General features: G+C 41.8%; 19 protein-coding genes. 14 read left to right on the top strand and 5 right to left on the bottom strand.

The window, feature by feature from the left end; genetic code table 11:
- The coding region (locus J7384_RS17375) for an integrase core domain-containing protein (protein ID WP_209114217.1) at positions 1-91 on the top strand (91 nt) is incomplete at its 5' end.
- 255 nt (positions 92-346) lie between these two features.
- Here J7384_RS17375 and J7384_RS17380 read toward each other — a convergent pair.
- The 5 genes from J7384_RS17380 to J7384_RS17400 form a co-directional block, all read right to left on the bottom strand.
- The gene (locus J7384_RS17380) at positions 347-787 is read right to left on the bottom strand and encodes a hypothetical protein (RefSeq protein ID WP_209115812.1); all 441 of its coding nucleotides are present in this window, start codon (positions 785-787) and stop codon (positions 347-349) included.
- A 322-nt stretch (positions 788-1,109) separates the two neighbouring features.
- On the bottom strand, positions 1,110-1,940 hold the full coding sequence (gene dapD, locus J7384_RS17385) for a 2,3,4,5-tetrahydropyridine-2,6-dicarboxylate N-succinyltransferase (protein WP_209115813.1): 831 nt from the start codon (positions 1,938-1,940) through the stop codon (positions 1,110-1,112).
- 43 nt (positions 1,941-1,983) lie between these two features.
- Complete coding sequence (gene glnD / locus J7384_RS17390; protein ID WP_209115814.1) at positions 1,984-4,608, bottom strand: [protein-PII] uridylyltransferase; 2,625 nt, start codon at positions 4,606-4,608, stop codon at positions 1,984-1,986.
- Between the two features lie 73 nt (positions 4,609-4,681).
- The gene (gene map / locus J7384_RS17395) at positions 4,682-5,470 is read right to left on the bottom strand and encodes a type I methionyl aminopeptidase (RefSeq protein WP_209115815.1); all 789 of its coding nucleotides are present in this window, start codon (positions 5,468-5,470) and stop codon (positions 4,682-4,684) included.
- Between the two features lie 122 nt (positions 5,471-5,592).
- Positions 5,593-6,201: a hypothetical protein gene (locus J7384_RS17400; protein WP_209115816.1), complete on the bottom strand. Its 609-nt coding sequence runs from the start codon at positions 6,199-6,201 to the stop codon at positions 5,593-5,595.
- 186 nt (positions 6,202-6,387) lie between these two features.
- On the opposite strand from J7384_RS17400, the gene J7384_RS17405 reads away from it, so the two are divergent.
- The 13 genes from J7384_RS17405 to J7384_RS17465 all read left to right on the top strand — a co-directional run bounded on the left by J7384_RS17405 (position 6,388) and on the right by J7384_RS17465 (position 20,353).
- Entirely contained in the window at positions 6,388-7,866 is a 1,479-nt protein-coding gene (locus J7384_RS17405; RefSeq protein ID WP_209115817.1) for a methyl-accepting chemotaxis protein, read from the top strand.
- Positions 7,859-8,419 (top strand): DUF6436 domain-containing protein, encoded by a 561-nt coding sequence (locus tag J7384_RS17410; RefSeq protein WP_209115818.1) that lies wholly within the window; start codon positions 7,859-7,861, stop codon positions 8,417-8,419. Before J7384_RS17405 ends, J7384_RS17410 begins: the two co-directional genes overlap by 8 nt.
- A gap of 340 nt (positions 8,420-8,759) precedes the next feature.
- Positions 8,760-9,494 carry a 30S ribosomal protein S2 gene (gene rpsB / locus J7384_RS17415; protein WP_348523888.1) on the top strand — a complete coding sequence of 245 codons (735 nt, stop codon included), beginning with the start codon at positions 8,760-8,762 and terminating at the stop codon, positions 9,492-9,494.
- A 116-nt stretch (positions 9,495-9,610) separates the two neighbouring features.
- On the top strand, positions 9,611-10,450 hold the full coding sequence (tsf, locus tag J7384_RS17420; protein ID WP_209115820.1) for a translation elongation factor Ts: 840 nt from the start codon (positions 9,611-9,613) through the stop codon (positions 10,448-10,450).
- 176 nt (positions 10,451-10,626) lie between these two features.
- Complete coding sequence (locus tag J7384_RS17425) at positions 10,627-11,232, top strand: class I SAM-dependent methyltransferase (protein ID WP_209115821.1); 606 nt, start codon at positions 10,627-10,629, stop codon at positions 11,230-11,232.
- Between the two features lie 280 nt (positions 11,233-11,512).
- Positions 11,513-12,253, top strand: a complete 741-nt coding sequence (pyrH, locus tag J7384_RS17430; RefSeq protein ID WP_209115822.1) for a UMP kinase — start codon at positions 11,513-11,515, stop codon at positions 12,251-12,253.
- A gap of 115 nt (positions 12,254-12,368) precedes the next feature.
- The gene (frr, locus tag J7384_RS17435; RefSeq protein WP_209115823.1) at positions 12,369-12,926 is read left to right on the top strand and encodes a ribosome recycling factor; all 558 of its coding nucleotides are present in this window, start codon (positions 12,369-12,371) and stop codon (positions 12,924-12,926) included.
- Positions 12,927-13,038: 112 nt separating this feature from the next.
- Positions 13,039-13,785, top strand: a complete 747-nt coding sequence (gene uppS, locus J7384_RS17440) for a polyprenyl diphosphate synthase (RefSeq protein WP_209115824.1) — start codon at positions 13,039-13,041, stop codon at positions 13,783-13,785.
- 24 nt (positions 13,786-13,809) lie between these two features.
- Complete coding sequence (locus tag J7384_RS17445; RefSeq protein WP_209115825.1) at positions 13,810-14,676, top strand: phosphatidate cytidylyltransferase; 867 nt, start codon at positions 13,810-13,812, stop codon at positions 14,674-14,676.
- 15 nt (positions 14,677-14,691) lie between these two features.
- Positions 14,692-15,918 carry a 1-deoxy-D-xylulose-5-phosphate reductoisomerase gene (gene ispC / locus J7384_RS17450; RefSeq protein WP_209115826.1) on the top strand — a complete coding sequence of 409 codons (1,227 nt, stop codon included), beginning with the start codon at positions 14,692-14,694 and terminating at the stop codon, positions 15,916-15,918.
- A gap of 8 nt (positions 15,919-15,926) precedes the next feature.
- Positions 15,927-17,282, top strand: coding sequence for a sigma E protease regulator RseP (rseP, locus tag J7384_RS17455; RefSeq protein WP_209115827.1), 1,356 nt, complete (start codon positions 15,927-15,929; stop codon positions 17,280-17,282).
- Positions 17,283-17,323: 41 nt separating this feature from the next.
- Positions 17,324-19,801, top strand: a complete 2,478-nt coding sequence (gene bamA / locus J7384_RS17460; protein ID WP_209115828.1) for an outer membrane protein assembly factor BamA — start codon at positions 17,324-17,326, stop codon at positions 19,799-19,801.
- A 33-nt stretch (positions 19,802-19,834) separates the two neighbouring features.
- On the top strand, positions 19,835-20,353 hold the full coding sequence (locus tag J7384_RS17465) for an OmpH family outer membrane protein (protein WP_209115829.1): 519 nt from the start codon (positions 19,835-19,837) through the stop codon (positions 20,351-20,353).
- Positions 20,354-20,361: the final 8 nt, after the last annotated feature.

Raw genomic sequence — 20,361 nt, forward strand, 5'->3', positions numbered from 1 at the left:
GGTCGAGGAATCAGTTGTTATCTATAATCAACGAAGGCCACACATGGCCTTAAAATACAAAACGCCCGATGAAGTACATCGAGCGTTTTAGCGTAAATAGTGTCAACCTATACTAGGACAACACAGTTGTATAGCCGTAAACTGATTAACCTTAACTTTGGATAAAAAATCGTGAATAACTACAGTATTTCGTAAATTACTTTTTTATGCTTCTTCTAGCGAGAAATTTTGGCTGAAATCAAGGCGAATTTACGCGTCAATAGCTTGCCTATTGCAAGTGAATTCAACGCGGATAGCAGTAAAAATAGACGCTAGAAGCACATTAGTTATCCAAAGCTGAGGTTGATTATGGCATTGCTTGTTTAGGCCCTAGTATTGCCACTGTCTTTTGCGGTAATAAGCTATATGGGCGATCGGATAAGTCAGTCACAGTATCGGTGCGGGAGATTGGATCTTCTACCTTGTTACCGCGAATGCGAATACCAACGCTGCCATCAGCGCTTTGTAAGCTGGTACTAAAAGCAAGCATTAGTTGCATATCAGGCGTCATGGGTCGGTCGAGCAAACGCTGTTTTAAGGCAAGGTCGTTGCGATAGAGTGGTTTTTTAGGGACGTCGACGTTAATGCTAACTGTTTTGAAGTTCTCGTTTAACTTACCTTTGGCAACGTGGCTAAAGTATTTGGTGTTGTTGTCAGCCAATGGTGCTTGGCTAGTTGTCGCTGTTGTTTTACAACCCGTGATGATTATAGCAATCAAAAGGGCTGTGATTAAGTTAAACAATTTCATAACGAGTCATATCAAATAATGCTGAGATAACCTGATAGGGCAAAGGCTATGCCAAACGTTTTTTTGACTATGACTGTTTAAACGTTACGCTTTAAAATCGCTATATTTATTATAGGTTTAGTATGTATAAAAAATTATTTTTGGTGTGTGAAAAGACACCATTTTAGGCACTTTTTTATCGATTAATACAGCGCTAAATTACGTGTCAAAAAATCAACACTTGTTGGTTTTGTCTCATTTTTTATCACAAAAAAGCGCTAGCCTTTCGACTAGCGCTTTTCATTGTTAACTAACCCGAGTGTTGGTTAATTATTGTCTAAAATTATTCTTCAGAAATTGAACGAAGTAATGCGTTAACGCCTACTTTAGCGCGTGTTTTAGCGTCTACTTTTTTCACGATAATTGCTGCGTATAAGCTGTAAGTACCACATTTTGATGGCAAGTTACCCGGAACAACAACAGAGCCCGCTGGTACGCGACCGTAGTGAACTTCACCGGTTTCACGGTCGTAAATACGCGTGCTTTGACCAATGTAAACACCCATTGAGATCACTGAGCCTTCTTCAACGACTACGCCTTCTACAATTTCAGAACGAGCACCGATGAAACAGTTGTCTTCGATAATGGTTGGGCCAGCTTGTAATGGCTCTAAAACGCCGCCAATACCAACACCACCAGAAAGGTGAACACCTTTACCAATTTGCGCACATGAGCCAACAGTTGCCCAGGTATCAACCATACAGCCTTCATCAACAAAAGCGCCAATGTTGACAAAGCTCGGCATCACAACTACGTCTTTGCCGATGTAGCTACCCGTGCGAACTGATGCACCTGGTACTACGCGAACGCCGTCTGCTTCAAATTTAGCTTGGTCGTAGCCGTCGTATTTTAATGGTACTTTGTCGAAGAAGGTGCTTTCAGCGCCATCAATGACTGCGTTGTCGTAAATGCGGAATGACAATAACACGGCTTTTTTCAGCCATTGGTGTACAACCCACTCGCCAGCAATTTTTTCTGCGACGCGAGCACTGCCGTTGTTTAATGCTTCAAGTGCGTCTAAAACTGCTTGTTTAACTTCTGGTGAAACCGTGCTCGGCGTAATATTGGCGCGCTCTTCAAAAGCTTGTTCAATGATTTGTTGTAGGTCTGACATGGGGTTTCCTAATCGTTTTCGTATTGTTTACTAGTGTTTTGACTTATGTTATATCGCTGGTTAAGCGATTAGCTAATTCAATTTGTTGTTGTTCAGATAACGCTAAGTCATCTGCCGTTGATACGGTAAAAACATCTTCGGCTTTTTCGCCAAAGGTGGTGATTTTTGCCGAGTGAACTTTTAACTTACAGTTTTGAAACACTTGGCCAAAGCTGGCGAGTAGGCCGGGTCTATCTATGGCCCGAATCTCCAACATGGTGCGCTTTTTACTGGCCGTTTTAATAAAAGTTACTTTCGTTGGTATATCAAGCTGTTCAAAGCGTTTGGCTACCGGTTGCACAGGTACTTTGTCGAGTGAGCATATACTAAGTACCTCAGTTAAGGCTCGGCTAATATCTTGTGCTCTATACTGATCTTTTATTGGCTTATTACGCTGGTCCAGAACAACAAAGGTATTAAGGGTAAAACCGCTTTTACTGGTAATAATTTTTGCGTCGTGAATCGACAGCTTTTTAGTGCCGAGTAATGACACGATAGAGGCAAAAATATTTTGTTGGTCAGGGGTATAAACAAATACCTCGGTACCGCCGCGGTAAGGCTTAGGACTGATCAATACTAGTGGTCGATAATCTTCTTTTTGGAGAATGTGTTGACAGTGCCACGCGATTTGCTCTGGTGAATAGCGCAAAAAGTAATCGGCTTTAAAATCTCGCCACAGTTGTTTTAACTGGTCTATGTTGATTTCTTGTGCGGTTAATAGTGCAATAGCCTGTTGCTGGTTTTCGCGTATTTTTGCCCTTAAGTCTACCGGTTTTTCCAAGCCATGACGGAATGCTTGTTTAGTTGCGTTGTACAACTCTTCAAGTAAGTTGGCTTTCCAACTGTTCCACAAACTTTCGTTGGTGGCGCGCATATCGGCAACGGTTAAACAGTATAAGTAGTCTAAGCGGGCTTCGTCTTTGACAATACCGGCGAATCTCTTAATCACATTTTCATCGCTAATATCGCGGCGCTGTGCGGTTACTGACATGGTTAAATGTTCTTTCACCAACCAAGAGATCATGCGGCCATCGTGATCGTTTAAGCCGTGTAATTTAGCAAAATTGAGTGCGTCTACCGCGCCAAGTTCGGCGTGATCGCCGCCACGCCCTTTGGCGATATCGTGGAAAATACCCGCCATATACAAGAGCTCAGGCTTGCGTATGCGTTGCACTATTTTGCTACAGAGTGGAAATTCGTGGTTGTGTTCAACTTGGCTAAAGCGATAAAGGTTTTTGATTAAGCGATAGCTGTGTTCGTCAACTGAGTAGGCGTGGAACAAATCAAACTGCATTTGGCCAACAATGCTATTCCACTCAGGCAAGTAGGCCGCCAAAATACTGTGGCGATGCATTAGGGTAAATGGCAAGCCCAAACCGCGAGGGTGTTTTAATATGTCGATAAAGAGGCGACGACACTCTTCATAGTCGTTTAAGCGCGATACTAAGCGACGGCGAATATTGCGCATTTGGCGCAGAGTCTCTGGATGTAAATCTTTAATTTCTGTGCGCTGTGCAATAATTAAAAACATTTCCATGATTTTATTAGGACGCATAAATACACGAATATTACGCGTGCGTATTAAGCCGTCTTCAATATAAAAATCATCATCAATGTCAATAGTTTTGTTGGTTTCGGTCGGGTTAAGAATTTCGTACTCGAAATTTCTTAGCAGCATTTTATTGAGCTCTGCGACCCGGGCAATGGTGCGGAAAAAGCGCTTCATCATGCGCTCTACCGCAGCTTTGCCATCACGACCTAAGCCCATCATGGCGGCGACATCGGCTTGATAGTCAAACAATAAACGGTTTTCACTGCGACCTGCGACGTAGTGCAGGGCAAAGCGCATACGCCAGAGGTAGTCTTGACACTCTATTAACTCGTTGTATTCGTTGCGCGTGAGGTAGTCGTGATCAACTAATTCTTCAAGTGATTCAGCTGAAAAGTGACGCTTAGCGACCCACGCAATGGTTTGAATATCGCGTAAACCACCCGGGTTGGCTTTTAAGTTGGGCTCTAGCGTATAAGCAGCACCGTGATATTGCTGATGACGGTGATTTTGTTCATCGCGCTTGGCAATTAAAAATTGTTCTGATTGCCAAAAGCTGTCTTCGTGCAGTAGTGGTTGTAATTGTTCGTTAAGGTGTTCACAGCCACAAATAAATCGTGTTTCTAACAAGTTAGTGGCAATGGTGACATCGCCAGCACCTTGCTTGATACACTCTTTAACGTCGCGAACACTTTGGCCAATGTCGAGCTTTACATCCCAAAGTTGGGTGATAAAGGCCGAAATGCGTTCTTCTAGTTCTTTTTCAACACTGGGTTGAGTGAGTAACAAAATGTCGACATCAGACTGTGGATGCAATTCTCCGCGGCCGTAACCACCAACTGCCAACAAACTAATTTGATGTTCGTCGAGTTGGTGTTGTACCCATAGTTTGGTCAAAATGAGGTCGACAAATTGCGCACGAGCAGCAACCAAGTTAGCCATATCGTGATTGATAAATTCTGCCTTGAGCCAATCGTTAAAGGTTTCGCTCAACTGACAAATTTGTTTGCTGGTTAACTCTGGCGCACTAACTGAGAATGGCTCGGTAAAATGCGCAGGAATAATGCTGCTCTTGACCACAAGTAACTCTTTGTTTTGTCTTGTTTTAGTATTTAACTCAGTTTGTTGTTTAGCAAAATAGCGTTTAAAGAAACTAGTTATTAAGTACACGCGGAATAGTGTCGTCTTTGCGCAAGGTTAAAATCTCACAGCCCGTTTTCGTCACTACGACAGTGTGTTCCCATTGCGCCGACTTTTTACCGTCAACGGTGTAAACAGTCCAGTTATCTTCGCTGTCTAAAATAGTACCGGCACGGCCTAAATTAATCATTGGCTCTACCGTAAAACACATGCCTTCAGCCATTTTGGTTTTGTCGCCATTTTTGTAATGAACGATTTGTGGCTCTTCGTGAAATTCAGCGCCGATACCGTGACCACAGTATTCTTTAACGATTGAATAGCGGCCTGACTTTTTGATGAACTTTTGAATCGCAGCGCCAATTTCGCCAAAGGCAACGCCTGGCTTCACTTTTTTAAGGCCAGTGTATAACGCTTCTTGGGTAATGCGACACAAGCGGCGATCTTCAGGTGTTACTTCACCAATTAAAAACATTTTACTGGTATCACCGTGATAGCCATTTTTGATAACGGTGATATCAATATTAATAATGTCGCCATCTTTTAGCGGCTCATCATTTGGAATACCGTGACAAACAACGTGGTTAACCGACGTACAAATAGATTTTGGGAAACCGTGATAATTCAACGGCGCCGAAATCGCGTTTTGTACTTTTTCAGTATAATCGGCACAAATAGTGTTGAGTTCGTCGGTGGTTACGCCGGCTTTAACATGAGGCTCAATCATCTCTAATACGTCAGCGGCAAGCTTGCCAGCAACACGCATTTTTTCGATTTCGTCTGATGTTTTTATTGTGATAGTCATTAATACCTCTGTATCTCAGTATTAAGCCAAATAAACATTGCCAATGAGTGTACACATTCGCGTTTACTTGCGCTAATAACTGTTTGATTGATGTTAGTTTCTTTGTCGATAGTTATTTATCGCTAGTGATTTTTTAACTCGAGTTCGACTGCTTCAACAATGGCTGAAGGCTGAGATAGATAAAAGTTGTGATTGAGCAAAATAAGTTCTTCGTCTACTGCAAGCAACAAGGCTGGGATTGCTGACGTATTGATAAAGCCTTGCAGCTCTTCGATGTCGGCAAGCGCATTTTCAGCATCTTTACTGTATTTGTCGCGATTAAACACTTTACTCGGTGGTGACAGTTTGAATTGTGCGACGATTTGATCAAAGTCTTGCGCATTGTCAAAGGATACACCGTATTCAAAATGTGCTTTTTGTAGCGCGTTTAAGACCGATAGTGCAGTGTGGTTTGCTTTGTTTTCTACCCATGCCATCAGGTTGGCGGCCATCGTTGAATCGAGCGGCTGAGATAACGCATTGCGATACTTGTCGTTAAATTTTATATCACTTTGCTTACTCACTTCACCAAGCTGTCTTGGATTGATGCCATCATCACCTTGGTAGCGACCACAGTGAAATAATTGGATGTTAATTTCTGGGTGAGCTTGATGAATTTGATTGACTAAGCGAGTGGTGACATAACTCCACGGGCAGTGGGTGTCGTAAATAAAAAATAATTCAGCTGCCATTAAAAGATCCTGATAAGTCAAATAATCGGTCAATTTTAGCTTGATTTACCTGATTTTGCTATGAATACTAATCTTAACGAACGCAAGGAACGTTTTGGTTTTACGTTAAAGTGACACCAACGGCTATCGCTGTTGGGTGGTTATAGAATAAAATACTGATATTAATAAAATTGTTGGGCTTTTTGTATGCAATATCCTTGGGTGAGAGACGCGAATAAGATTTTTATTTATGTACTGATTGGGCAATGGTTTTTATCGCTAGTCATTGCTTTTTTTACCGGTACTTGGTTAGAGGCATTTGTTGTCGGCTTACCAATTATTTTGTTTCCGCTGTTTTTGCTGTTTAGTGCACCTGACAAGCTAATCACTCGAATCAGTGTCGGGATAGCAGTGCAGCTAATGGCGGCATTGCACATTCAGCAGGTTTCTGGTTTAACTGAGCTCCACTTCGAAGTGTTCGCGATTCTTGCATTTTTAATTTATTACCGAGACTGGCGAGTGATTGCTGCTAGTTTCGCTACCATAGCAGTTCATCACATTAGTTTTTTTGTTCTTCAGAGCAATGAGACGGGGATTTACATTTTTGAACAAGGGCATTTGTATTTTTATATTTTACTTATACATGCTTTGTTCGCCGCAACAGAAAGCGCTGTGCTTGCGTTTATTGCGATAAAAAGTGATAAAGAAGCTAAAGCGGCGTTAACGCTGTCAAATACCGTTGAGCAAATTATGCAGGCTGATGGTCAGTTAAACTTGAATGTCGCGCTTGATCAAAACAACAAAGAATTAGCAGATTTTAATCGCTTAATTACCAGTTTTCGCGAATTAACCGGCCAAGCGCGTCAAATATCAAATACGTTGAACCAAGTAACTGGCAGTGTTGCACAAATGTCTGAACAATTGCATCAGTCGGTGAGTGATAGTGCTTTGCAAGTGCAAACTATTGCGGCAGCCACTGAAGAAATGTCGGCAAATATTGTTGAAGTTGCGGGCAGTTCACAGCGCGTCAATGAGCAATCTCAATCAGCGCAGCAAAGTACAGCGTCAGCGCGTGCAACCATTGATAAATCTAATGCGAGCACAACAGAACTTCGCACTAACTTAGATAGTGCCTCAGAAAGTATTAGTTCATTGAGCGAGAAATGTAACTACATTGCCGAGGTGATGGACTCTATTCGGGCGGTATCTGATCAAACTAATTTACTTGCGTTAAATGCGGCGATTGAATCTGCACGCGCTGGCGAGCACGGCCGTGGCTTTGCGGTAGTTGCCGATGAAGTTCGTCAGCTGGCGATTAAATCACGGGAAAGTGCCGATGAAATTAATGGTGTCACTTCAGGCTTAATCGAACAGGCGCAAAGCTCAGTGGAACAAATGCACAGTTGTTTGAGTATTGTTGACAACGCGGCAACGTCCTCTAACGAAGCGATTGAAGCGATGCAAGAAGTGGTCAGTAATATTGATGCGGTCAACCAAGATATGACCATGGTAGCTACTGCGACGACAGAACAAACCGACGTTTCTAATAGTATTGCTCAGTCGATAGCTCAGTTAAACGATTTAGCCACTCATGAACTTGCGCAAGTGACGCAAGTTAAGTTAGAAGCTGAGCAGCTCAATCAACAAAGCCAGTTGTTGAGTGAACAGTTAAATAAGTTTGTTTAGCGCTAGAGGTAAAAACAAAACGCTAGGTTTATACCTAGCGTTTTTTGCTTGGTTGGTAATATCGGCTATAGGGCTGTGGTGGTCGTTTGGTGTTCGCTTAATTGATTTTGACAGCCAGCAAAAATTGACAGACGCGGCGCGAGTTCTATCTTTTGATCGCGATATCGAAACTGTCTTTGGTGATAAGTTTGGTTCACTTGCCAATCAAGCTTTTCACATCAGCGAAGCGGGCTGTTTTTGTCAGCAAGTGGCGTCAAGTCACATCGGCAGTGTTAAGTCTTTGTTGACTGAAAACCACTATGACAATCAGACACTTGAAATACACCAGTTTGATATACTCGCCCAATATTTACCGGCAACACCTGCTGTGGTTATTTTTAATCAGCGTGGCCAATTGGGATATTTTGGCCCTTATTCCACAGGGCTGCTGTGCTCAAGTGGTAATGGTTTTGTTGAACAACTTATCGATCGTTTGAATAGCCAACAGCATTATGGAGCCGCCATAGTCAGTGCAGCTAAGGGCTGTTATTGTCCTACAAACGTTAAACGTTAATTGATTGCTGATGTTTTAAATCGATTTACTGAATAAATTGGCTTAGCACCAGCAAATGTTATTAACTGTAAATAAACCAGCATTTTCAAGAGGAATTGCTGGTTTATTAGTCTCTAGTGTGGTATAAAATGCGCCGCTAAAATCAGCTGGTTTGAATTATCACGCGCTCAGCGGGTAAATCAAGGTTGTTTTTAGTTTAATTCACAGTGTTGTAGCGCAGTTGCTACAGCATAATTTTACAAACTCACATACATCTAGCAAAGGTATACCGGGGTGCTCAAAGCTTAGGCTGATATGAGTCGTGTATATTGGGTGTATGGACGCTTAACCCCACAGAGGAATAAACATGCCAAACGTTTCTATGCGCGATATGCTTAAAGCCGGTGTTCACTTCGGCCACAAAACTCGTTACTGGAACCCAAAAATGAAATCTTACATTTTTGGTGCTCGTGACAAAGTTCATATCATCAACCTTGAGCAAACTGTCCCTATGTTCAACGACGCACTTGCATTCTTATCAGGTGTTTCTGCGAAAAAAGGTAAAGTATTGTTTGTTGGTACTAAGCGCGCAGCAAGTGATGCAGTAAAAGACGCAGCAGTTAAAGCTGATCAATTCTACGTAAACCACCGTTGGTTAGGTGGTATGTTGACTAACTGGAAAACAGTTCGTCAATCTATCAAGCGTTTAAAAGATCTTGAAGCTCAAAGCACTGACGGTACTTTTGATGCATTAACTAAGAAAGAAGCCTTAATGCGCACTCGTGAAATGGAAAAGCTTGAAAAGAGCTTAGGTGGTATCAAAAACATGGGCGGCTTACCAGACGCTTTATTTGTTATCGATGCAGATCACGAGCACATTGCCATTAAAGAAGCCAACAACCTAGGTATTCCTGTAATCTCTGTTGTTGATACAAACTCAAACCCTGATGGTGTTGATTACATCATTCCAGGTAACGATGATGCGATTCGTGCTATCACTTTATACCTAAACACTGCAGCTGACGCTGTTGTTGAAGGTCGTGAGCAAAACATCGTAGTTCAAGCTGAAAAAGACGGTTTTGTTGAAGCTGAATAATTTCAGTTTTACATAAAGACAATTTTTTCAATTGCCACATTATCTTCCTTGTTTTACGACAAAGACAGTAATGTGGCAATGTTTTAAACATATTTGAATTTTTGAGGAATTAACTTATGGCAATTACTGCTGCATTAGTTAAAGAATTACGTGAGCGCACTGGCGCTGGCATGATGGATTGTAAGAAAGCCTTACAAGAAGTCGACGGCGATATGGAACTTGCGATTGAGAACATGCGTAAGTCTGGCCAAGCCAAAGCGGCTAAAAAAGCAGGTAACATCGCTGCTGAAGGTCAAATCATCATTAAAGACGGCGCTTTAGTTGAAGTTAACTGTCAAACTGACTTCGTAGCAAAAGACGATAACTTCTTAGCATTTGCTAACAAAGTTGCTGAAGTTGCTGCTGCTGAAAAGCTTTCTATCGAAGACTTACAAGCTAAGTTCGAAGAAGAGCGCGTTGCCCTTGTTGCTAAAATCGGTGAAAACATTAACGTACGTCGCGTAGCTTATGTTGAAGGTACTACTTTAGCTTCTTACAAGCACGGTGCTAAAATCGGTGTTGTTGTTGCTGGTGAAGGCGATGCTGAAACACTTAAGCACATGGCTATGCACGTTGCTGCTTCTAAGCCTGAGTTCGTTAACCCTGAAGACGTACCAGCTGAAGTCGTTGAAAAAGAAAAAGCTATCCAAATCGACATCGCGATGAACGAAGGCAAGCCTGCTGAAATCGCTGAGAAAATGGTTTCTGGCCGCATGAAGAAGTTCACTGGTGAAATTTCTTTAACGGGTCAAGCTTTCATCATGGAACCAAAGCGCACTGTTGGTGACGTGTTAAAAGAAAAAGGCGTTTCTGTATCGACGTTCATCCGCTTAGAAGTTGGTGAAGGTATCGAGAAGAAAGAAGAAGATTTCGCTGCTGAAGTTGAAGCGCAAATCGCAGCCGCTAAAGGCGAATAATTTTACATTTTTGTTTTTTATTGCCTAAAAGCGTAAAACAAAGCTTTCAAAAAAGGTGATTAACGATGAGTTAATCACCTTTTTTTACATCTTTATTTCATGCTAAATTATTTTAATCACTCATTAGTCGTGTTCGCCTGTTGGCTTAGGCACCTGTTAGTTTAGAGGGAAATATAATGACGGTTGCTGGAACTCTCGGCTATGAAAAAGCCATTGATAGCTTTATTAAAAATAGCTTAGCGTTAGATTTTGCTGAGATTAATCAAGATTTTTTACCATTTTTACCTTCAATACCTAGTCGAGTGTTAGATATTGGTGCTGGTGTCGGACAAAACTCAGCAGCATTAGCAAACTTAGGCTATGACGTTGTCGCCACTGAGCCACTTGAAGTATTTCGACAACTAGCCAAAGAACATTACTTGGGCATAAAAGTGAATTGGTTAAATGACAGTTTACCTAAGCTTGAAAACGTAAGTGTTGATTTGGTGCCATTTTCGTTTGTGTTGCTAGACGGTGTTTGGCATCACCTTGACTATCAAGAGCGAAGAGAGAGCATCAGAAAGCTTTCAGAGATCATGCTCAAAGACGGCATATTAGCCGTTTCATTGAGAAATGGACCAGCCGGTGCTGGTAAGCATGTATTTCCGACGACCAATGAAGAACTGATTGGTTACGGTAATGAGTATGGTTTTGAGGTGCGGCTCAACATGACTAATCAACCAAGTAAAATGCCGAATAAAGAGCATGTTATTTGGTCTAGAGTTGTTTTACAAAAACTGTAATGTTTTGTTTATATCGTCACGTTGGCTGGCCAATTCGGGCACTTGCTAACTTGTCTTTCGTAGCCGGCTGTTATTGGTTAAGTATTATTTTGCTCAACCTTTGCTCAGCTTTTGTACAGTCCCTTTGAGTTGAGCTCGATATTGTCATTGCTGCATTAAAGCGCAGGGTAATTTGCGCTAGACTGGCTTTCAACAAACCATTAAAATACTGGCGGCCTCTTATACAGATGGGTATAAATCGGGCTCGGCTATTTTTTTCATTTATAGGAATGTCTGTTTTATGAGCACCAACTTAAAACCTAGTTATCGTCGAATTTTGTTAAAACTCAGTGGTGAAGCGTTGATGGGGGATGAAGGTTTCGGTATCGACCCTAAAATTCTCGATCGTATGGCCACTGAAATTAAAGAGTTGGTTGAAATGGGCATTCAAGTGGGCCTGGTTATCGGTGGTGGTAACTTGTTCCGCGGCGCTGGTTTAGCTGAAGCGGGTATGAACCGCGTTGTTGGTGACCAAATGGGGATGTTGGCAACGGTCATGAATGGTTTAGCAATGCGCGACGCTTTGCACCGTGCATTTGTTAATGCTCGTTTGATGTCTGCCATTGACCTAGCTGGTGTTTGTGACACTTATAACTGGGCTAATGCCATCGGCATGTTAACCTCGGGGAAAGTGGTTATTTTCAGTGCTGGTACTGGTAATCCATTTTTTACTACTGATTCAGCAGCGTGTTTACGCGGCATTGAAATTGAAGCTGACGCTGTACTAAAAGCGACTAAAGTTGACGGCATTTACTCTGAAGATCCAGTTAAAAACCCTGATGCTGAGTTATACGAACACCTTACTTATCAAGAAGTGTTAGAGAAAGAATTAAAAGTAATGGACTTAGCGGCCTTTACTTTAGCGCGCGACCACAGCATGCCGATTCGCGTATTCAATATGAATAAGCCTGGCGCACTTAAGCGCGTAGTGATGGGCGAAGCCGAAGGTACAACCATAGATCACGCTAGTAACTTAGGTTAAGCTAACAGCACAAAGAATAAGCCAAGAATTTCAACACTCGATGGCGATAAAATTTATTAATAATTGCTGATAACGATTGAAGAAATAAAGCAGTTAAGAGTTAAGGAACATTATTGTGATAAACGAAATTAAACAAGATGCTCAAGAGCGCATGGCTAAGAGTATTGAAGCGTTAAAAACTAATTTGAACAAAGTGCGCACTGGCCGTGCTCATCCATCACTATTAGATAATATCAGTGTTGAGTACTACGGTATGGACACGCCATTAAACCAAGTGGGCAATGTTTCGGTACCAGATGCTCGTACTTTAGCTATTACGGTTTTCGATAAAGGTATGATCGGTGCCGTTGAAAAAGCTATTTTGGCGTCTGACTTGGGTTTAAACCCTTCGTCTCAAGGTACTTTGATTCGCATTCCACTACCTCCATTGACTGAAGAACGTCGTAAAGACTTAGTTAAAGTTGTTCGCGGTGAAGCCGAGAATGGCAAGATTGCTATTCGCAATGTACGTCGCGATGCTAACTCAAGCATTAAGTCATTGCAGAAAGAAAAAGAGATTTCTGAAGACGAAATGCACCAAGCAGAAGACGAAGTACAAAAGATTACTGATACATTTGTTAAGCAAGTTGACGAACTATTAGCCGATAAAGAAAAAGAGTTAATGGAAATTTAACTTTTTCGTTGCTAAATGAAAAACGCCGTAGATAATAGCTACGGCGTTTTTTGTATACAAGATCACAAATTTTTGTCTGCAAATAACAAAATGTTCAACTGTCGGAGACCGTGTGAGTAATTGTCAATCATCAGAAACTAACCTACCTAAGCACGTTGCAATTATTATGGATGGTAATGGCCGCTGGGCCAAATCGCGTGGTAAAACAAGGGTAGCAGGACATAAAGTTGGTGTTGAGTCTGTCAGAGCGACAGTGACCAGAGCACGAGAGCTGGGGATTGAAGCGTTAACTTTGTTCGCCTTTAGCAGTGAAAACTGGCAACGACCAGAGCAAGAAGTTAGCGTGTTAATGGACTTGTTTATGTTTGTCCTGACTCGTGAAGTTAAACGATTGCACAAACACGGTATTCGGTTTCAATTAATCGGCGACATCTCTGGCTTTTCTGCTAAGTTACAAGAAAAAATTAAACAAGCAGAACAGTTAACCAGCGCGAATCAAGGCATGGTATTGTCGGTGGCGGCCAACTATGGTGGCCGATGGGATATCACACATGCCTGTCAAAATATTGCGCAAAAAGTCGCTAATGGGGAATTGTCTGCGGATCAAATTACTGAGCAATTGATTAATCAAGAAACATCAACGGCAATACTACCTGAATTAGATTTGTTAATTCGCACAGGTGGCGACTATCGAATTAGTAACTTTTTGTTGTGGCAAGCTGCTTACGCAGAATTTTATTTTACCGAGACACTGTGGCCTGACTTTAATGAAGATGCCTTTGAAGCCGCAGTAAGCTCATTTGGCCAGCGCGAGCGACGTTTTGGCCAAACGGGCGAACAAGTACAACAAAAAAACTAGAATAATTACAAAAGGGTTCCGGGTTTGTTATTACAAAGAGTGTTAACTGCGCTAGTACTAGCGCCTCTAGCAATAGCGGCAATATTTTATTTGCCATTGACCTATTTTGCACTGTTGCTGATTGGCTTACTTGCCGTGGGTGCTTGGGAGTGGGGACCACTGATGGGGTTTCAGTCTAAACCTCGTCGTTTAGCATTTACTGTGTCAAATGTCTTGATTATTGGTGCGATTTGGAGTCAATTCTCGGTCGATAATTTTTGGTTAGATAAGCACGCCTTGCAGCCTATGGTAATGTATTTATTGTGGCTGTCGGTATTGTGGTGGGTCTTATCGGCGTTCTTAACCTTAGTGTATCCACGCTATAGCGGTTTTTGGTCAAGTCATCGTTCAGTGCGCGGTTTATTTGGCTGGCTGACCCTAGTACCGACATGGTTAGCTTTTGTCACCTTGAGAAGTAGTGACTATGACCTCGATCCGTATCAAGGCGCTCAGCTGTTAATGTATTTGTTTTTAATGGTATGGAGCGCTGATATTGGCGCCTATTTTGTTGGCAAGTCAATAGGTAAGCACAAGCTGATGCCAAATGTCAGCCCTGGCAAAACAATGGAAGGCTTTATTGGCGGCGTTATTTTTGCGTGTCTTTTAAGTGCCTGCGCCGGCTACTTTATTGGTTTTAACAGCGAACAGCTAATGACGATTACCTTAGTGACTGCCGTGATAACCACGATTTCTGTACTGGGTGATTTGAACGAAAGCATGTTTAAACGCCAAGCGGGTGTTAAAGACAGTGGCTCAATTTTACCGGGCCATGGCGGTATTCTTGATCGCATTGATAGCTTAACGGCAACCGCACCTGTGTTTGCTTTGTTTTATGTCTATATTGGCTGGTAAGTTATAGAGTCCAATATGAGTATACAAAGACTTTCTGTATTAGGTTCAACCGGTTCTATTGGCGTTAGCACTTTAGACGTTGTCGCCCGACATCCAGAGCGATTTCAAGTGGTCAGTTTGTCGGCGCACCAAAATATCGACTTATTAGTTCAGCAGTGCCAGCAATTTAAACCAGCTCAGGTTGTTATTGGTACTAAAGCGTTAGCGAAAGTGTTGCAAGAGCGACTTGCTGCACTCGGTTTAGATGATATAGAGATTAGCTATGGTAGCGATGCCTTAATTGATATTGCAAGTAGCGATACCATCGATACTGTGATGGCGGCAATTGTTGGTTCATCGGGCTTACCACCAACTTATAGCGCAGTAAAGGCAGGTAAAAAAGTACTGCTTGCCAATAAAGAAGCTTTGGTGACCTCTGGGCAAATTTTTATTGATGCAGTGCGTGAGTCAGGTGCTCAATTATTGCCAATTGACAGTGAACACAATGCTATTTTTCAGTGCTTGCCGGAAGCTGAACAACAGCGTCCAGGGCAGTGTGATATTGACGCTAAAGGTATTAGCAAAATTTTACTGACCGGTTCTGGTGGCCCGTTTCGCACTATGCCTGTTCCAGAGCTTGAGAGCGTAACCCCCGAACAGGCCTGTAAGCATCCCAATTGGAGTATGGGCCGCAAAATTTCTGTTGATTCTGCGACTATGATGAATAAAGGCCTAGAGTTTATTGAGGCAAAGTGGCTTTTTAATCTCGAACCTAGTGATATTGAAGTGGTGTTGCACCCGCAAAGCATTATTCATTCAATGGTGCAATACAAAGATGGTTCAGTATTAGCACAAATGGGTAACCCTGATATGCGTACCCCTATTGCGCATGCTTTAGCTTATCCTGATCGCATCGATGCCGGTGTTGAACCATTAGACTTTTTCAATGCGCCATCGTTTTCATTTGAACAGCCCGATTTTGACCGCTATCCTAACTTGCAGTTAGCGATTAACGCCTGCGAACAAGGGCAAGCGGCATGTACCGCGCTTAACGCTGCCAACGAAGTCGCCGTTGATGCATTCTTGAGCAACCGTATTAAATTCACTGAAATTGTCAAAATAAATGAAACTTCCGTGAAAAAATTTGTCTCACAAGAAGTAGTAAATATTGAAGATGTAATCGCACTTGATGGCAATGTTAGGCAATTTGCTCAACAACTGGTAGAACAAGTTGCCAATAACCTCTCTGTTGCCGAGTCATAGAATTAGTAATGTTTGATTTTTTCTGGAATTTAATCTCATTTGTTATCGCACTAGGTATCTTAGTGACTGTACACGAGTACGGTCATTATTGGGTTGCACGCAAATGTGGTGTCCATGTTCATCGCTTTTCGGTTGGTTTTGGTAAAGCGCTGTGGCGCAAAACTGATAAACACGGCACTGAATTTGTCGTTGCTGCCATTCCATTGGGCGGTTACGTAAAAATGCTTGATGAACGGGTTGAAGAAGTCGCTGAGCAAGACCTCGATAAAGCGTTTAATCGCAAGCCTGTAGTGCAGCGTATCGCGATTATTGCGGCGGGTCCGTTAGCTAATTTTATTTTCGCTATTTTTGCCTTCTACTTGATGTATTTAATTGGCGTACCAAGCGTGAAACCGATTATCGCCGAGCTCAAGCCTCAGTCTGTTATTGCTCAAGCAAATATCCCCAATAACAGCGAATTAGTCTCTGTTGCTGGCCAGAAAGTACAAAGCTGGCAAGATGTTAATATTGCCTTGGTCAGTCAAATTGGTGAAAGCAACATTAGTGTAGAGGTTAAGCTGCCCGAAAGTTCAAGGGTTAAAAGCTTTCAATTGGATACTCGTCAGTGGCAGTTTCAGCCTGAACAAGGTAACGCGATTACCGACATTGGTATTGTTCCATTAACACCTAAAGTGCACGCAGAAATTGGACAAATTGGCAAGAATTCGCCAGCTAGCCAATCAGATTTAATGGTTGGTGACAAATTACTCGCGGTCAATAATGAAAGGGTCAATGGTGACTGGGTTCGTTTTTCACAGATAGTCAAACAGTATCCAAACCAGCAAGTTGAGTTACTAGTTGAACGTCAGGGGCTTGAACAAGTTATTGCAGTTGCTGTTGGTGCACGCGAAAGTAAAGAAGGCAGCCAAGGCTACTTAGGGATTGCACCCAAAGTTGACCAATTGCCTTCACAGTACCAAACAGAAATCCGTTATGGCGTAATTGAGTCAGTTGGTGTTGGTGTTGAAAAAACCTGGGACCTTATCGTCTTTTCATTTCAAATGATCGGTAAGTTGATTACTGGCGATGTGTCTTTAAAGAATTTAAGCGGCCCTATTTCGATTGCTCAGGGAGCTGGCGCTAGTGCGGGCTTTGGTATTATTGCATTTTTGAGCTTTTTGGCGTTAATAAGCATTAATTTAGGCATTATTAACCTTTTACCGTTGCCAGTACTTGATGGCGGCCACTTACTTTATTATGTTATAGAACTTTTTACGGGTAAGCCTGTGCCTGAACACATTCAGGAAACAGGATTTAAATTTGGTGCGCTAGCATTATTGACCCTGATGTCCATTGCGTTATTTAACGATATATCTCGGCTGTAATATTTAAAGCTGTAATTTTGATAAGAGATCAAGTTAACTTTATGAAAATAAAAAAATTAGCCTTAGCAGTTTTACTAGGGGCATTAGCAAACCCGAGCCAAGCGGCAGAAGAGTTTCAGGTTGAAGATATTCAAGTTAAAGGATTACAGCGGGTAGCATTGGGCGCTGCGTTGACCCATATTCCATTTAATATTGGTGATGAACTTAACGAGTTCCGTATTTCGCAATCGATCAAGTCGCTATATAAATCTGGTCACTTTAATGATATTGCAGTCTATCGAGATGGCAATCGTTTAATTTATACGGTTCGCGAGCGTCAAACGATTAGTGAAATTAGTTATGAAGGCAACAAAGATCTTAAAGACGAGCAGCTCACTGAAAGTTTAGACAGCAGTAATATCCGAGTTGGTGAAACTCTCGATCGAACTGTTATTTCTGGTATCGAACTGGGATTGGAAGACTTTTATCACAGTGTTGGTAAATACAATGCCAATGTTAAGGCGGAAATTACCCGTTTACCTCGTAACCGCGTTAGCCTGAAATTTGTTTTTAATGAAGGTGATGCTGCAGCAATTGAACAGATTAACTTAGTTGGCAATGAAGTTTTCAGTGATGAAGAAGTACTCAGTAAAATAGAGCTTACTTATGATTCGCCATGGTGGGATTTTCTTGCTCAAGATAGGTATCAAAAACAAACGCTTCAGGGTGATATTGAAACCATCGAAAGCTATTATCTCGATCGTGGTTACCTGAGATTTAAAGTTGATTCTACGCAAGTATCGATGACGCCGAGCAAAGAAGGTGTCTATATTTCTTTGAACGTCAGCGAAGGTGAGCAATATACAGTTCGAGAGGTCGACTTTATTGGCAATATGGCCGGCTTTGAAGAGACCATTAAGGCGATTAATCCTATTCGCAACGACGAATTGTATAACGGTGCATTAGTTACATATACCGAAGAACTAATTAGCAAGTTTTTAGGGCGCTTTGGTTATGCTTACCCTAAAGTAACCACTATTCCCGATATCAACGATGAAGATAAAACTGTTAAGTTGTCAATTTCTGTTGATCCGGGCAAGCGCATTTACGTCAACCGCTTAAACTTTAACGGTAATCATGTTACTGCCGATCGGGTACTTCGTCGTGAAATGCGTCAAATGGAAGGCTCGTGGTTATCTAATCAGTCGCTAGAGCTTTCTAAAGCTCGTCTTCAGCGTTTACCTTACATTGAAAAAGTTGAGTTTGAAACAACGCAATTACCGGGTGAAGATGATTTAGTTGATGTTGATTTTGAAGTCAAAGAGCAACCATCGGGCTCATTTACTGCTGGCGTTGGTTTTGGTTCATTTTCTGGTTTGAGTTTGAATGCGGGTATTCAACAAAATAACTTTTTGGGTACAGGTAATCAGCTTGCGTTTAATATTAATACTATTCGTTTCCAGCGCAGTGCTCAGATATCGTATACTGACCCGTATTTTACCGTTGACGGTGTCTCATTAGGTGGCAGTGTCTTTTACAGTGAATTTGACGCAGGTAATGCAAACTTAGTCCAATACAATAGTAAAAACTATGGTGTTAACCTGAATTTAGGCTTCCCAATCAACGAATATATCCGAGTAAACTTTGGCGGTGGCTATAAACGCACAGGTATTACAGATTTAACAACGTACGAACAAGTGCGTAACTTCTTTGATATTCACGAAGCTGAACGAAATTCTAGCGGTGGTTTTGATTTTGATACTTTTGAGTTAACCGCCGGTATTTCGCGCAGTACATTAAACCGAGGAACCTTCCCTACAGCAGGCTCTTCACAAGTATTGTCTGGAAAAGTAACGACGCCTAACTCAGATTTACAATATTTTACCTTAAACCTTGATACTAAATGGTATTTTCCGCTTACTCAAAGCCAGCGTTGGTCTGTGTTAGCGCGTTTAAGAGCTGGTTATGGCAATGGTTATGGTACAGTAGGTAATAACGATCAGGTATTACCGTTTTTTGAGAACTTTAGAGCAGGCGGTAGTGAAACCCTACGTGGTTTTGAGAACAACACCGTTGGTCCTAGAGCAATCTTCAGAAACTGTTCGAGTGTTACCGGTACTCCTGATCCAACGACAGGTGGTGCTGCAGGGGCTTGTTTAGGTCCAGATCAAGATGTTATTTCAGTATCTCAACGTTCTGTTGGTGGTAATGCTATCGCGTTAGCGGGGTTAGAGTTAATTGTACCAACGCCGTTCTTAGATGAAGAAAACAGCAATAGTGTTCGCACAAGTTTCTTTGTTGACGCGGGTAATGTATGGGATACCGAATTTGATCTTGACGATTATCGCGATTTATCACAGGATCAGTTTAGTCGACTTGATGATTATTCTGACCCAGGTCGTTTTAGATCATCAGCAGGTCTATCTATTCAGTGGTTATCGCCGATGGGACCAATGATTTTTAGTTTTGCCAAAACCTTGAAGAGCGAAGAAAATGATGACACCGAGTTCTTCAGTTTTAATATTGGTCGAACATTTTAATAAAAAATTACTGAGAGTTTTTAGGAGAAAAAGTTGAAAAAAGTATTTAAAGCGTTGGCCACTACTGTAGCCGCATCAAGCATGGTATTAGCAAGTTCAGCAATGGCAGCAGACCAAAAAATCGCGGTCGTTAATTTCCAAGAAGTGATGCAAACTATTCCGCAAACAGCGGCAGTTATGCAAGCGTTAGAAGTTGAGTTTAAAGATGAAACTGCTGCAATTAAAAAATTGCAAGAAGACATCAAATACATGCAAGAAAAGAAAAAGCGCGACGGTGCTTTAATGAGTGCAAAAGAAAAAGAAGAGCTCGACGCTAAAATTGCGAAGTCTTTCCAAGAGTACCAACAAAAAGGTCAGGAATTTCAACAAAAATCACAACAGCGTCAAGGCCAAGAAACTAATAAGATTATCGCATTAGTTCGCCAAGCTATCGATAATATTGCAGCGAAAGAAAAATACGACTTAGTACTTGAGCAAAAAGCAGTTGTTTTTGCCAAGCCTGACTCTAACATCACTGGTCAAGTTGTAGAACAAGTTAGCAAGCTTAAGTAACATTAGCG

Origin of the sequence: Endozoicomonas sp. G2_1 (genome assembly GCF_017744155.1) — a bacterium.
Classification (GTDB): domain Bacteria; phylum Pseudomonadota; class Gammaproteobacteria; order Enterobacterales; family Alteromonadaceae; genus JAGHQT01.